This window comes from Acidovorax sp. GW821-FHT10A04 (assembly GCF_059415825.1).
In genome coordinates this window covers 25,372-37,943 of the sequence record NZ_JBWKNZ010000013.1, presented here as the reverse complement: position 1 = coordinate 37,943, position 12,572 = coordinate 25,372, and the positions used below count along the sequence as shown (strand labels likewise).

Genomic DNA, 12,572 nt, shown 5'->3' with positions numbered 1-12,572 from the left:
ATAAACAAAGTAAAGAATCGAGATCACCATGAACAAGACCGCACGTTTCCTGTCCATCGCCGCTGTGGCTGCTTTCTCCGCTTTCGGTGCCCACGCTGACGAAGCCGACAGCTCGCAGTTCGCCCTGAAGTTCGAGACGAACCGCACCCGCGCTGAAGTGGCTGCAGAAGCCGCTACCGTCGCTCAAACGCGCAGCCTGGAGCCAGCTGGTTCGCGCGTTGTGACCTACAAGTCCACGGCCGACCGTGCTGCCGTGCGTGCCGCAGCCGCCGAAGCCGTGCGCCTGGGCCAGATCCCTTCGGGCGAAATCAGCGCCCTGTAAAGAATGCGGGCCTTCCCATGGTGGTGGTGTCTCACGGTCGTGGGCACCGCCACCATGTGGAAGTGTTTCCCCTGACCCCCTGAAAGGGCTCCCATGCGGGAGCCCTTTTTTTGACGTCAGCCGCCGCTCAGGCCAACAGGGTCTTGAACATCACGTGGGCATCGACATAGCCCAGCGTGTGGTGCCTGAAGGCGCCCGGCAGCGTGCCCACGATCGCAAAGCCCAGGTGCTGCCACAGCCGCACGGCACGCACGTTGCTGGCCACCACCAGGTTGAACTGCATGGCCCGAAATCCCATGGCCATGGCCTGCTGCTGGGAGTGCTCGCACATCAGCGAAGCCACGCCGTGCCCTTGCGCGGCCGGCGCCACCACATAGCCGCAGTTGCACACGTGGCCGCCCAGCCCGGCCTGGTTGGGCTTGATGAAATAGGTGCCCAGCAACTGCTCCTCGGCGCCACACGCGACAAAGGTGGCGGCGGGCAGTTCCACCCAGGCCCTGTGGATCTCGGCTTCACTGCTCTCGGGCGCGAAGGCATAGGTGTCGCCCGCCTGGAAGGTGGCCTGGAGCACAGGCCAGACGGCTGGCCAATCGGCGGGCATGAGGGGGCGGATGGTGATCGGGGCGGGCGAAGAGGTCATGGACAAAGCGGTCAGGAGCGGGGAGATACTCCATTGTCCCGCTCCGCATAAAATCCGCAGTCGGCAACGGCCATCCCCTGGTGGTCGCGCCCTCCCACCACGAGTGACCGATCCCATGACCCAGCCCTCTGCCACCCTGGCAGCCACTGCCCTGCCCGCCCGCCCCGTGCGCTCCCAGTACGAGGACTTCATGCGCCACGTGTTCACGCAGGGCGTGCACAAGTCCGACCGCACGGGCACGGGCACGACCAGCGTGTTCGGCCACCAGATGCGCTTCGACCTGAAGGAAGGCTTTCCACTGGTCACCACCAAGAAGGTGCATCTGCGCTCCATCATCCAGGAGCTGCTGTGGTTCCTCACCGGGTCGAGCAACAACAACTGGCTCAAGGAGCGCGGTGTCACCATCTGGGACGAGTGGGCGCGCGAGGACGGCGACCTGGGCCCCGTGTACGGCGTGCAGTGGCGCAGCTGGCCCACGCCGGACGGCGGCCACATCGACCAGATCAGCGATGTCATCCAAACCCTCAAGACCAACCCCGATTCGCGCCGCATCATCGTGAGCGCCTGGAACGTGGCCGAGCTGAACAAGATGGCCCTCATGCCCTGCCACGCCTTCTTCCAGTTCTATGTGGCACCCGCCCAGGAGCCCGGGGGCCGCGGCACGCTCAGTTGCCAGCTCTACCAGCGCAGTGCCGACATCTTTCTCGGCGTGCCCTTCAACATCGCCAGCTACGCGCTGCTAACCCACATGGTGGCCCAGCAGTGCGACCTGGACGTGGGCGACTTCATCTGGACCGGCGGGGACTGCCACATCTACAGCAACCACCACGAACAGGTGCAGACCCAGCTGGCGCGCACGCCCTACCCCTACCCCACGCTGCACATCAAGCGCCGGCCGGACAGCATCTTCGACTACCAGTTCGAAGACTTCGAAGTGCTGGACTACCAGTGCCACCCCGCCATCAAGGCGCCCGTGGCGGTCTGAGCCCCCTCGCCTTCCCATGATTCCTGCAGTGCAGGCGCCGATGTGCCCTGCCTGACATCCCCTGTCTCCCTTCACGAACCACAAAGAGCACTCACTATGTCTTCCGGCGGATTTCACGTACACGGCCCCCACGACCACGCAGTGGAGCATGCAGCACAGGGCCACGGCCATGGCGACGACCATGCGGCCAGCCACGGCAGCGAAGGCGGCGGCTCGTCGATGAGCAAGATCGCAATGTTCACGGCCATCGTCGCCACGGTGGGCGCGATCTTCGCGTACATGGGCGGCGCCACGCAGGCCAATGCCGGCCTGCTCAAGAACGACGCGGCCATCAAGAAGACCGAGGCCTCCAACCAGTGGAACTACTTCCAGTCCAAGAGCACCAAGCAGTCCCTGGCCGAGCTGGCCCGTGACCTGGCGCCCGAGGACCGCAAGGCCACCTACCAGGCCAAGGTGGAGCGCTACGAGAGCGAAAAGAACGAGATCAAGGTCGTCGCTGAAAAGCTCGAGGCCGACAGCCACAAATTCGACCGCCAGAGCGAAGAGCAGATGCACCAGCATCACCGCTGGGCCCAGGCCACCACGGCGCTGCAGGTCGCGATCGCGCTGGCCGCCATCGCCCTGCTCACCCGCAAGAAATGGCTGGAGTACGGCATGTACGGCGTGGCCGGCATCGGCATCGTCGTCGGCGCGCTGGCCACCCTGCACATCTAAGAAGGCGTGACCGAACCCGCGTTCTACAGCCGGAGCAACCAGCTATGCCTCTGCATATGATCTACGCGCGCGCCGCCAACGGCGTGATCGGCAAGGACAACCGCCTGCCCTGGCACCTGCCCGAAGACATGGCGCGCTTCAAGTCGCTGACCCAGGGCTGCCCCGTGGTCATGGGCCGCAAGACCTGGGATTCGCTGCCGCCGCGCTTTCGCCCGTTGCCGGGCCGCACCAACATCGTCATCACCCGCCAGGCCGACTGGGTGGTCGAAGGGGCCGTGCGAGCCGCCAGCCTGCAGGACGCCCTGCAGCACGCGAGCGCCGGCCAGACGGTGTGGGTGATTGGCGGCGCGCAGGTCTATGCCGAGGCCCAGCCCCTGGCCGACCGCATCGAACTCACCGAGATTGCGCAGGACTTCGAGGGCGACGCCCACGCGCCTGTGCTCGATGCCGGCTGGCACGAGACGGCGCGCAGCACGCACACGTCGACCAACGGGCTGCCCTTCAGCTTCGTGACGCTGGAGCGCAAGCGCTGATCACTTCCTCACCATCACGAAACGCACCGGCTTGGCGCTCCGAGGAAGCAAGGCCCAATCCACCAGATTGGTCACAACCGCCGTACAGACCTTGAAGGGCTGCCCAGGCAGATGATCGTCAGCCCCCGGATACACAAAGCGGATTTCGATCTCGCTGCCCCGTTCGACGGCATCCTCGATGTAGAGGCCGGAGCAACCATGGCCTTGCCAGCCCCGAGAGACACCCACCAGCATAAAGCGCTCGAAATCCACGATGGGCCTGCCGCCGCCCGAGCGCGTGACCCGGGGGTCCGGCTCGCCCTGGCCCTGTGCCCAGACATCCAGCCACTGCGCTTCACTGCGCACCACGTAGTCGGCCCGTGGCCATGCCCTGCCGTGGACTGCATCGCTCTGCAGCCGCTGCACTTCAATCCGCTGGTCCGTGGCATCCGCGGCAGCGGGACTGGCCATGGCACTGCATGCCGACAACAGCCCGAGCAACATACCTGCGGCGTTAAGCCAGTCCCTGCCAACGGATGCCATACGGCGCCTCCCGTGACCAATGTAGCCGCGAAATGGAAAACCACCGCTCCCTCAGTGGCCGCGGGCCCCGCCGCCAGCGGGAGGTCAGAACAGCTTGGCGCAGTTCACCGGCAACTGGGCGGCCGTGGTCCCCTGCAGCACACCCATGCTGCCGATCAGGTTGCCCTGGCTCACCGACAGCGTGAATGGCAGGTTGAAGCTGGTGGTGCCCGTGAACGACGAGGCCGTGGCCGAGCCCATGCCGTAGCCATAGAGCGCATTGGCCGGGCCCAGGGCCGCGATGGTGAACATCGCGGGGCCGCTGGGCTGGCCACTGACCGTGATGAACACGCCGGTACCGGCCACCGCGCACTGGTAGACGCCGTCCAGCGGGCCGCCTGCGGCCATGCCCGCCCCCGAGGCCCCTGCCAGCAGCAGGGCTGCGGCCACCGATCTGAATGTATTGCTCATGCGTCTTGTTCCTTTGGTTTGCGTCACGCGTTCTGAATCACGGGACGCAAAGAAGTTCACAGCCGCCAACCCGCAAAAAAAAGCCCGCACGGAGGCGGGCAGCAACTTGCTTGTCGCAAGAGGGGATGCCGCTTGGAGGCCGGCAAGGAAATCATAGGCATCCCCCGCCCGCAAGGCTGTGACGCGGAGCACAGGTTGCTGCGCATTGCCGCGGCGGCCGCACGCGCCTCAGATGGCGCTGGTCCCCACCAGCGTGATGTCGACCAGACGTGTGCTCACATGGCCGTGGCCGTCGTCCAGGGTCACGGTGAACTGGTCGTGGCGCTGCTGGCCGCTGGCCAGCAGCGGGTCAATGGCCTGGTTGCCCACGGTGTAGAGCCAGTTGACCTGGCCGGTGTGGCCATCGGAGCGCACCTGCGCGGTCAGCGTCCCCAGGGCCCCGGCCGTGGGCGTGACGCTGACGGTGTGCGCGGCGAAGGCCGGGTCGGCAAAGCTGAAGCCGCCGGCCGTGGCCAGCGTGGCCGTGGCGTTGCTGCCGCCCAGGTCGGCCACCTTGCCGGGGGCGCTCCACTGGTAGCTCTGGTTGAAACCCAGCGTGGCCGAGGCCACTTTCTGCAGCGCCACGGCGGTGGTCGCGTCGATGCCCAGGTCGCTCGCCACCTTGTCGCTCGCCCCCAGCGCGCGCGCGTCCAGGCCGGTGAGCGTCTCGAACAGCACCAGGCCCGAGAGGTAGGAGCCGTACTTGCTCGCATGCAGGTTGTCGTCGTGCCAGAGGTTGATCTTGCCGCCGTTGGCAACGCTGGCGCCGCCCGTCTCGGTGTAGGGGTCGCGGATGGACAGCCCGTTCTGCACGGCAGCCATGAAGGCCGTGCCCACCGGCGCAACCCCCACGAAGTCGGGGTTGACGGTAGCCAGGTTGGCATAGGCGTTTTGCAGGTCGGTGGTCATGCCCTCGAGCGTCAGGTAGTAGGCGCTCGCCTGGGTGTCCGAGCGGCTGATGTCCCCCGTGCCTTCGTAGGCGCCAGCACCGTTCAGCGTGCGCGAGGTGAGCATGTCGTAGGCGCCGGCCACCATGTCGGGCCGAGCCCAGGTGGCGTAGAGATACATGTCGGTCGAGGCGTCCGCATTCGGGTTGCCGGCGATCGTGGTGCCGGGCTGGGTGGCGGTGTCGGCCGCGCCGGTGTGCACGAAATTCTCGATCGCCGTGGCGTACTTCTGGAACTCGCCGATGTCGGCATTGGCGCCCGAAGTGGTGGTGAGCGTGGCGTTGGCAGAGATGCCGAAGTCCGATTTGGACGGATCCGCCGCGAAGTAGGTGGCCGTGCCGTCCGCCGTGAAGTTCACCGTGAGCGCGGCACTGGTGTCGCCGCTGCGCGTGAAGGTGTAGACCAGGTTCTGGCCGGCGTTCTCGTACACGCCTGCGGCCGAACTCCGGCCCAGCGTCACGTTGGGCAGGCTGGTGTCGGTGCCCACCGCGAAGTCGTCGTTGACGATGGTGCCGCTGACGGCGCCCAGCGTGCCCAGGTTGTAGTCCGTGCCGGTGGCAGGGTGTGCCAGCGTGATGCGGATCCCCTCGTCGGCCTCCACCGTGCTGTCGACGCGCGGGTCCAGCGTGATGCTGGCCGAAGTCTGGCCCGCCTTGATGGTGATGGTGCCGGTGTTGCTGGTGAAGGAGACGGCGCCCGTGGTGGTGGCCGCACCCGTATCGGCGCTGGTCGCAAAGCCCCCGCCACTGGTGAAGCGATAGGGTGAAGTGCCTGCGCCTCCCGCAGCCGAGAGTGCGCCGCTGGCGGTGTTGTACAGCTCCAGATCCTGGCTTGCGGAAACCGCGTTCGAGACCGATGGCGAGGTGCTGCCGTCGCGGAAGGCGGTGAAGCCCACGACCAGGTCGCTGGTCGTGGGACCGGTGCGCGTGAAGGTGAAAACCAGGTTGGCCGTGCCGTCCTCCGTCACCTGGCCAGGGCTGGCCACCAGGGTCACCGTGGCCAGGGCCGGGTTGGTGGCGGGGGCGGTGGGGTCGTCGTTGAGGATGGTGGTGCCCACGGCGGAGCTGGTGCCCACGCGGTAGTCGCCGGCCGAAGCGGCCAGCTTCAGCGCCAGGGTCTCGTCGTATTCCTTCGCGCCATCGGCCGTGGGCGTGATGACCAGGTTGGCCGTGGCACTGCCTGCCGCGAAGGTGATGCTGCCCGAGCCCGAAGGCAGCGGTTCGTCCGTCTGGTCCTGCAGCACCACCAGCTCCCATTTCTGGCTGGCAATGTTGCCGCGCATGTCCCAGCCCGCGGCCGAGGAGTTCAGGTAATGGCCCTTGAGCGTGGCCGCGTTGCGGGTGGAGAGCGACACGTCGTAGCCCAGGCCCACCTGGTCGGCGAACTTGTCGAACAGGCCCGCCACGCCGCCCCAGGGGTGCGGCTCGTAGAGGTTGGCGCCCGTGAGATTGGTGAAGGTGCCACCATTGGCCGGCGAGGTCAGGTCGTGCACGCCGAAGGGATTGGTCGCCGCATCGTAGGTGTTATACGACATGGCCGGGTCGATGCGCGCAAAGGTCGCGCTGTTGCCCACGAACAGCACCGGATTGAACACCGTGGCGATGTCCACGGCCGCCGCCGCGCCCTTGTTGCCGGCCGCGTCGCTGAAGCTGTCCTTGGCCACGGCAATGTGCCCGCCCGTGTCGAGGTTGGCCGAGCTGGTGGCCTTGAAGGTGGCCGTGCGCACCAGGCCCGTGCCGCTGAGGGCGCCCAGCGTGCCGCCAGACGCCGTGATGTCTGCCGCGGTGAAGCTCGCGCCCGGGTCTTCGGTGAAGGTGAAGGTGATGGTTGCGGTGCCGCCGGTCTTGAGCGCAGCGGCAGAGCTGGTGATGGTCAGCACCGGGGCCTGCGTGTCCACCGGGCCCGGCGCGTCGCCTCCACCGCCGGATGCCGGTGGCGTGGGCGGATTGCTGCCCTGGCCCGCGGACACGCCGGGCGCCAGTTCCCCCACGGCCTGCTGCTGCACCGCGGCCGTGAAGGCTGCGCCCGTGTAGCCGTTGGCCGCAGCCTGGAAGTTGCCCGTGGCCACCGAGCCCGCCGCATCGGTGGCCGCAGCCGCCACCTGGCCCAGCACCGCCACCGTGCTCGCAGCGTCGGCCGCATCGTTGGCGGCGTCCACCACCTTGCCGATGAGGTCCAGGCTGGTGGCATCCAGCCGCAGGCCATAGTCGCCCGCGGCATCGGCCACGATGGCGCGCAGGAAGGTGGCATCCGACAGGTTCACCATGCCGGCGCTGCCCCCCGCTGCGTCGGCGAGGGCATCCGCCAGGGACGCGATCAGCGTGCCCGCCGCCGCGCCTGGCTGGCCCGCATGCGGCGTGGCCACGCCCGGCTGGCCGGCCTTGGCCTCGGCCGCATCCAGCGCGGCCGCGCCGATGCTGACCACGTTCACCAGCGCCACTGCCACCTTCTGGTAGCCCAGGGCCACGGCCTTGTCGGCGGCACTGGCGCTGCTGCTGGCCAGCACGGCCAGCGGGTCGTAGGTCAGCAGGTTCACGCCGGCAGGCAGCCCCAGCGCCTTGGCGACCAGGGCCGTGGCCTGCTCCACCGTGGTGGTGGCGCCGCCCTTGTCCATCAGCGCCTGCACCAGGGTCGTGATGGGGTTCAGCACCGTGCTGCCGGTGGGTGCGGTGAGCTGGCCCTTGAAGGCCTTGTTCGTGAGCAGGTCGGTGCCGCCGGTGGCCACCAGCGTCCCCTGCACGTTGGCCGGCAGCGTGAAGCCGCCCGCGCCATCGGTAGTGGCGGACCATTCGCCTGCGTCCAGCCTGTGGTTGCCATTGGCGTCGGCAAACACGGTGGCACCCTTCACATAGCCATCGGCCACACGCCCCTGGAGACCCGCGGCGGTGAGTCTGCCGGCCAGGGCCTGCACACCGCTGATGCCCATGGCCGCGCTGGCATCGGTGGTGCCAATGCCCTGCAGCAGGGTGTGCACGGCCGCCGACAGGCCCTCTCCGCTGAACAGCGCGCCCTTGTTCTGGCTGGCCAGCGCACTGTTGAAGGCGTTGGCCGCTTCGGCACGGTGATCCAGCGCGGTGTAGACCCCCCCATCGGCGTTGACCAGGAAATCCATCAGCCTGGCCCAGGTGGTGAGGCCTTGCTCCTGCGCCAGCCGCGCGATGACCAGGCCGTCGTCCGCCGAGAGCACCACGCCCAGGCCGTTGAGCGCCAATTGCTGCACCGTGCCGCCCACGCCACGGCTGGCGACCATCTGGCCCATGGCCGTCTCGAAGGCTGCGGCCACCCGGCCATAGTTGCCATCGGCAGTGACCACCGCCTCGAATTCGGCGAGCAAAGGGGCGGGGGCTGCATGGCCGGTGGCGAGGATGAAGATCTGCTGCAGGACGTGGGATGCGTTGGGCGTGGACATGGCGATGCCTTCCAGGTACGGAATACGAAGTGGGAAGTTGGGAGCGAGGGGACAACCACGAGGCCCGGCAGGCGGCCTCGGACTGGCTGGTCAGGCGGCGGCACAGGCCCCGCCCAGGCTCAGACGGGCAGTCGCCTGTCCGGGAGCGGGGGCATGGAATCGAATGGCAAGGCTTGTCTCCAGCGTTGTAATTTGGCGCAACGATAAGCCGGCAGCGTCATCAAATCCAATAGTATTTTCAGGGCATCTGCATATGTTGTGCATATGCATTTTTTCGCCCCGAAATGCCTCCGCGATCATCCCCGCCAATCAAGGATAGGATGCACCCCAGTGCAATCGCCATGAGCGATTGAGATTGAACAAGCAAGGACCGATGATGGTGATGAAGATAGCGACGTGGAACGTGAACTCCCTCTCCGTGCGCCTGCCCCAGGTGCTGGCCTGGCTGGCCGCCAACCCGGTGGACGCCATCGGCCTGCAGGAGCTGAAACTCACCGACGACAAGTTCCCGCACGACGCCTTCAAGGAGGCCGGCTACGAGGCCGTGGCCTTCGGCCAGAAGACCTACAACGGCGTCGCCATCCTGAGCCGCCACCCCCTGGCCGACGTGGTGCGCAACATCCCGGCGCACGAGGACGAGCAGGCGCGCGTGATCATCGCCACGCTGGACACGCCCACCGGCCCGCTGCGCCTCATCAACGGCTACTTCGTCAACGGCCAGGAGCCGGGCTCGGAAAAGTTCGCCTACAAGATGCGCTGGCTGCAGGCCCTGCAGGACCTGGTGCGCGCCGAGATGGCGGCGCACCCGCGCCTGGCCCTGGTGGGCGACTTCAACGTGGCGCCGGAGGACCGCGACTCCTACGACCCGGTGGGCCTGCGCGAGACCATCCACCACACGACCGAAGAGCGCAACCACTTCAAGGCGCTGCTGGAGCTGGGCCTCACGGACAGCTTCCGCATGTTCGAGCAGCCCGAGAAGATCTACTCGTGGTGGGACTACCGCATGCTCGGTTTCCAGAAGAACCGGGGCCTGCGCATCGACCACATCCTGGTGAGCGAGGCCCTGCGCGCCAGCGTCACGGCTTGCGTGGTGGACCGCGCCCCGCGCAAGAACCCGCAGCCCAGCGACCACGCGCCGGTGGTGGTCACGTTGGGGTAGTCCGCTCTTCTCTCATGCCTTGGCCTCGAAGGCGTCGCTGTACTGCACCGTGCCTGCAGGCACAGGCCCGGTGAATGCAAGGGCCATGAAGTACTCCGGCGGCACGCCGGGCAGGACCAGGGCAGGTTCGGCCCGGAAACCAAATCGCGTGTAGTAAGCCGGCTCGCCCAGGAGGACACAGCCCACCGTCCCGGGCAGTGCGCGCAGTTGCGCCAGCGCCTGCCGCATCAGCTGCGCGCCGATGCTTTTGCCCTGGCAGGAGGGCAGCACCGAGATGGGCCCGAGGCCGTACCAGCCGCCTGCGGGGGCGGGGTCCACAGTGACCGGCGAGATGGCCACATGCCCGACGATGTGCTCTATGCCCTGCACCTCGCCGTCCAGGTCCCCATCCACCTCCGTGCGCCGCTCCATCGCCACCAGCGAGACCGCCAGCTGCCCGCGCTCTCGAAGTGCGCGCACGATGAACTGCTCGGTGTGCGAGCTGTGCTGTGCGTGTTCGAAGGCGGCAACGGTCACGGCCTCGATGGCCGGTGCGTCACCGGGCAGCTCCGGACGCAGGTGGATGGTGGTCATGGGCGGCACGGGGGTTCTGGAAGGAGCGCGGCCCCAGCGGCCGCAGTCACCGCATTGTGCCGGCATGCCGGCGTTCAGGGTTTGGCCGGTGCCGCCGAAAACGCGTAATGCGAAAACTTCCACTGCCCGTCGCGCTGCTTGCGCAGCACGAACAGCTCCTTGAACGCTGCCGGCCCTGCGGGCTGGTCATTGCCTTGCACCTTGAGCGTGCCCGCCGAGTGGCTGCGCAGCAGCGCCGCGTCCTTGCCCAGCAGCTGGATCTCGTCCACGGTGAAGGCCAGTTGGAGCGCAATCGCCTGGAACGTGCCGGCGTAAGCGCTGCGCAAAGCCTCCCGTCCTGTGACGGCAGGCGCGTCAGGCGCCATCTGCACACCATCGCCCGTGTACAGCTGCACGATGGCGGCGGTGTCGGCGCGGTTGAGCGCTTCTTCGTAGCGCTGCAGGGTCTGGCGGATGGCGGCGGTGTCATCCGCTCCCGCAGCGACCGCCACCGGAGAGACCGCGCCCAGGGCCAGCATGGCAGTGGTCGTGAAAACGGCCGCCAGGCTGCGGCGTGGCAAGGGGAAGTGTTGCATGGAAGGCTTTCGATGGAATGGTGAGAAAGAAAGGGATGCGCGCACTCAGACGCGCACCCAGGCCGGAGCGGCCGCCGGGCCCCAGCCCAGGAAGAAGCCGAACTGGATGTTCATGCCGCCCAGGGGCTCCAGGTAGCGGCTGTTGCGCAGCGGGCCGGCATCCACGGGCTCGAAGCCCAGCACGCGTGCCAGTTCGTGCACCCGGCCCTTGGCGTCGGCCGCATCGCCCGCCACGAACACCTGCAGCGGCGCCTTGCCCTGGCGCGCACCGGCTGCCAGCAACTGGGCAAAGATGGTGTTGAAGGCCTTGACCACCTGCGCCCCCGGCGCGGCGGCCTGGATCGCTTCGGCGGCCGAGGTGGTGGTGCCCAATTGCAGGCCCTGGAAGTTGGCCGTCACCGGGTTGCTGATGTCCACCAGCACCTTGCCCTGCAGCGCCGCGGCAGGCAGGGCCTGGAGCACCTGCACGCTGGCGCCATAGGGCAGCGCCAGCACCACCACCTCGGCTGCGGCGACCGCAGCCGCCACGTCCAGGACCCGTACGCGGCCCTCGGCGAGCGCAGCCGCCTTGCCGCCAGCCTCGCGCACGCCCAGCGCCACCTCCACGCCGGCCGCCGCCAGCGCCGTGGCCAGGCCACCGCCCATGTTGCCCGCGCCGATCACTGCAATGTTTGCTGTCGTCATGACTTTTCCTTTGTCCATTGGTTGGTTGAAACAAGGACTTCAGTGTCGATTCAGACCCAATTCAGATAAATACCTAGAATGGTGCGATATTCGAAACGATTGGATTGCAATGGACCGTTTCACGGGCATGGCGGTGTTCGTCAAGGCGGTGGAGCTGGGCTCGTTCCGCGCTGCGGGCGATGCGCTGCATATGTCGTCGCAGTTCGTGGGCAAGCATGTGCAGGCGCTGGAGCAGCACCTGGGCGTGCGCCTGCTGCACCGCACCACCCGGCGGCAGAGCCTTACGGACTTCGGGCGTGCCTACGTCGAGCGCGCCCGGCTGATCCTGGCAGAGCTGGAGCAGGCCGAGCAACTGGCGGCCGAGGCGCGCTCCGTGCCCAGCGGGCGGCTGCGCATCAATACGCCCGTGAGCTTTGGCATCCACAGCCTGGCACCGCTGTTGCCCGCGTACATGAAGGCGCATCCGCAGGTCGAGGTGGAACTCACCACCTCGAACCGCGCGGTGGACCTGGTGGACGAGGGCTACGACGCGGTGTTCCGCGTGGGCGTGCTGCAGGACAGCGGCCTGATTGCGCGGGCGCTTGCGCCCTATCGGCTGGTGGCATGCGCCTCTCCGGGCTACCTGCAGGCGCACCCACAGCCGCTGTCGACCCCCTGGGACCTGCAGCAGCACGAATGCCTGGGCTTTGCCCACACCGAGCTGCGCACCCACTGGAGCTTCGATGGCCCCGAGGGCAGGATCGTCGTGCCCGTGCACAGCCGCCTGGTGGCCGACCATGGCGAACCCCTGGTGCACGCCGCCCTGGCGGGCCTGGGCATCATCCTGCAGCCGCTGGATGCCGTGCAGCATGCCCTGCACGGCGGCCAGCTGGTGCCGGTGTTGCAGGGCTATGCCGTGCCCTCGCGTCCCCTGCACCTGGTCTATGCGCCGGACCGGCGGGTGACGCCCAAGCTGCGCAGCTTCATCGATTTTGCGCTGGAACACTTCGCGCCACCATGAGGGCCCCGGCCCAACGCACA

At 67.7% G+C, this 12,572-nt stretch carries 13 protein-coding genes; 6 read left to right on the top strand and 7 right to left on the bottom strand.

Annotated elements, in window-relative coordinates; genetic code table 11:
- Positions 1-28 precede the first annotated feature (28 nt).
- Complete coding sequence (locus AC07PF_RS24155; protein ID WP_494613556.1) at positions 29-322, top strand: DUF4148 domain-containing protein; 294 nt, start codon at positions 29-31, stop codon at positions 320-322.
- A gap of 127 nt (positions 323-449) precedes the next feature.
- On the opposite strand, the gene AC07PF_RS24150 is transcribed toward AC07PF_RS24155, so the two are convergent.
- On the bottom strand, positions 450-962 hold the full coding sequence (locus AC07PF_RS24150) for a GNAT family N-acetyltransferase (protein ID WP_494613555.1): 513 nt from the start codon (positions 960-962) through the stop codon (positions 450-452).
- 115 nt (positions 963-1,077) lie between these two features.
- Here AC07PF_RS24150 and AC07PF_RS24145 point away from each other — a divergent pair, with 115 nt between their 5' ends.
- The 3 genes from AC07PF_RS24145 (at position 1,078) to AC07PF_RS24135 (ending at position 3,194) form a co-directional block, all read left to right on the top strand.
- Positions 1,078-1,947, top strand: a complete 870-nt coding sequence (locus AC07PF_RS24145; RefSeq protein WP_494613554.1) for a thymidylate synthase — start codon at positions 1,078-1,080, stop codon at positions 1,945-1,947.
- Between the two features lie 96 nt (positions 1,948-2,043).
- Positions 2,044-2,661 (top strand): DUF4337 domain-containing protein, encoded by a 618-nt coding sequence (locus tag AC07PF_RS24140; protein ID WP_007856749.1) that lies wholly within the window; start codon positions 2,044-2,046, stop codon positions 2,659-2,661.
- A 44-nt stretch (positions 2,662-2,705) separates the two neighbouring features.
- The gene (locus AC07PF_RS24135; RefSeq protein ID WP_494613553.1) at positions 2,706-3,194 is read left to right on the top strand and encodes a dihydrofolate reductase; all 489 of its coding nucleotides are present in this window, start codon (positions 2,706-2,708) and stop codon (positions 3,192-3,194) included.
- On the opposite strand, the gene AC07PF_RS24130 is transcribed toward AC07PF_RS24135, so the two are convergent.
- From AC07PF_RS24130 to AC07PF_RS24120, 3 genes are all read right to left on the bottom strand, one after another.
- Positions 3,195-3,644, bottom strand: coding sequence for a hypothetical protein (locus tag AC07PF_RS24130; protein ID WP_494613552.1), 450 nt, complete (start codon positions 3,642-3,644; stop codon positions 3,195-3,197). It abuts the gene before it with no gap.
- Positions 3,645-3,800: 156 nt separating this feature from the next.
- Entirely contained in the window at positions 3,801-4,166 is a 366-nt protein-coding gene (locus tag AC07PF_RS24125) for a hypothetical protein (RefSeq protein WP_494613551.1), read from the bottom strand.
- Positions 4,167-4,394: 228 nt separating this feature from the next.
- Positions 4,395-8,561 carry a beta strand repeat-containing protein gene (locus tag AC07PF_RS24120; RefSeq protein ID WP_494613550.1) on the bottom strand — a complete coding sequence of 1,389 codons (4,167 nt, stop codon included), beginning with the start codon at positions 8,559-8,561 and terminating at the stop codon, positions 4,395-4,397.
- 382 nt (positions 8,562-8,943) lie between these two features.
- Between AC07PF_RS24120 and xth the strand changes: the two genes are divergently transcribed.
- A complete protein-coding gene (xth, locus tag AC07PF_RS24115) occupies positions 8,944-9,720 on the top strand; it encodes an exodeoxyribonuclease III (RefSeq protein ID WP_494613549.1) in 777 nt (258 codons plus the stop codon).
- A 12-nt stretch (positions 9,721-9,732) separates the two neighbouring features.
- On the opposite strand, the gene AC07PF_RS24110 is transcribed toward xth, so the two are convergent.
- From AC07PF_RS24110 to AC07PF_RS24100, 3 genes are all read right to left on the bottom strand, one after another.
- Entirely contained in the window at positions 9,733-10,293 is a 561-nt protein-coding gene (locus tag AC07PF_RS24110; protein ID WP_494613548.1) for a GNAT family N-acetyltransferase, read from the bottom strand.
- Between the two features lie 74 nt (positions 10,294-10,367).
- The gene (locus AC07PF_RS24105) at positions 10,368-10,868 is read right to left on the bottom strand and encodes a YybH family protein (protein ID WP_494613547.1); all 501 of its coding nucleotides are present in this window, start codon (positions 10,866-10,868) and stop codon (positions 10,368-10,370) included.
- A gap of 45 nt (positions 10,869-10,913) precedes the next feature.
- Positions 10,914-11,552, bottom strand: a complete 639-nt coding sequence (locus AC07PF_RS24100) for an NADPH-dependent F420 reductase (RefSeq protein WP_494613546.1) — start codon at positions 11,550-11,552, stop codon at positions 10,914-10,916.
- Between the two features lie 109 nt (positions 11,553-11,661).
- Between AC07PF_RS24100 and AC07PF_RS24095 the strand changes: the two genes are divergently transcribed.
- Positions 11,662-12,552, top strand: coding sequence for a LysR family transcriptional regulator (locus AC07PF_RS24095; RefSeq protein ID WP_494613545.1), 891 nt, complete (start codon positions 11,662-11,664; stop codon positions 12,550-12,552).
- The last annotated feature ends 20 nt before the right edge of the window (positions 12,553-12,572 follow it).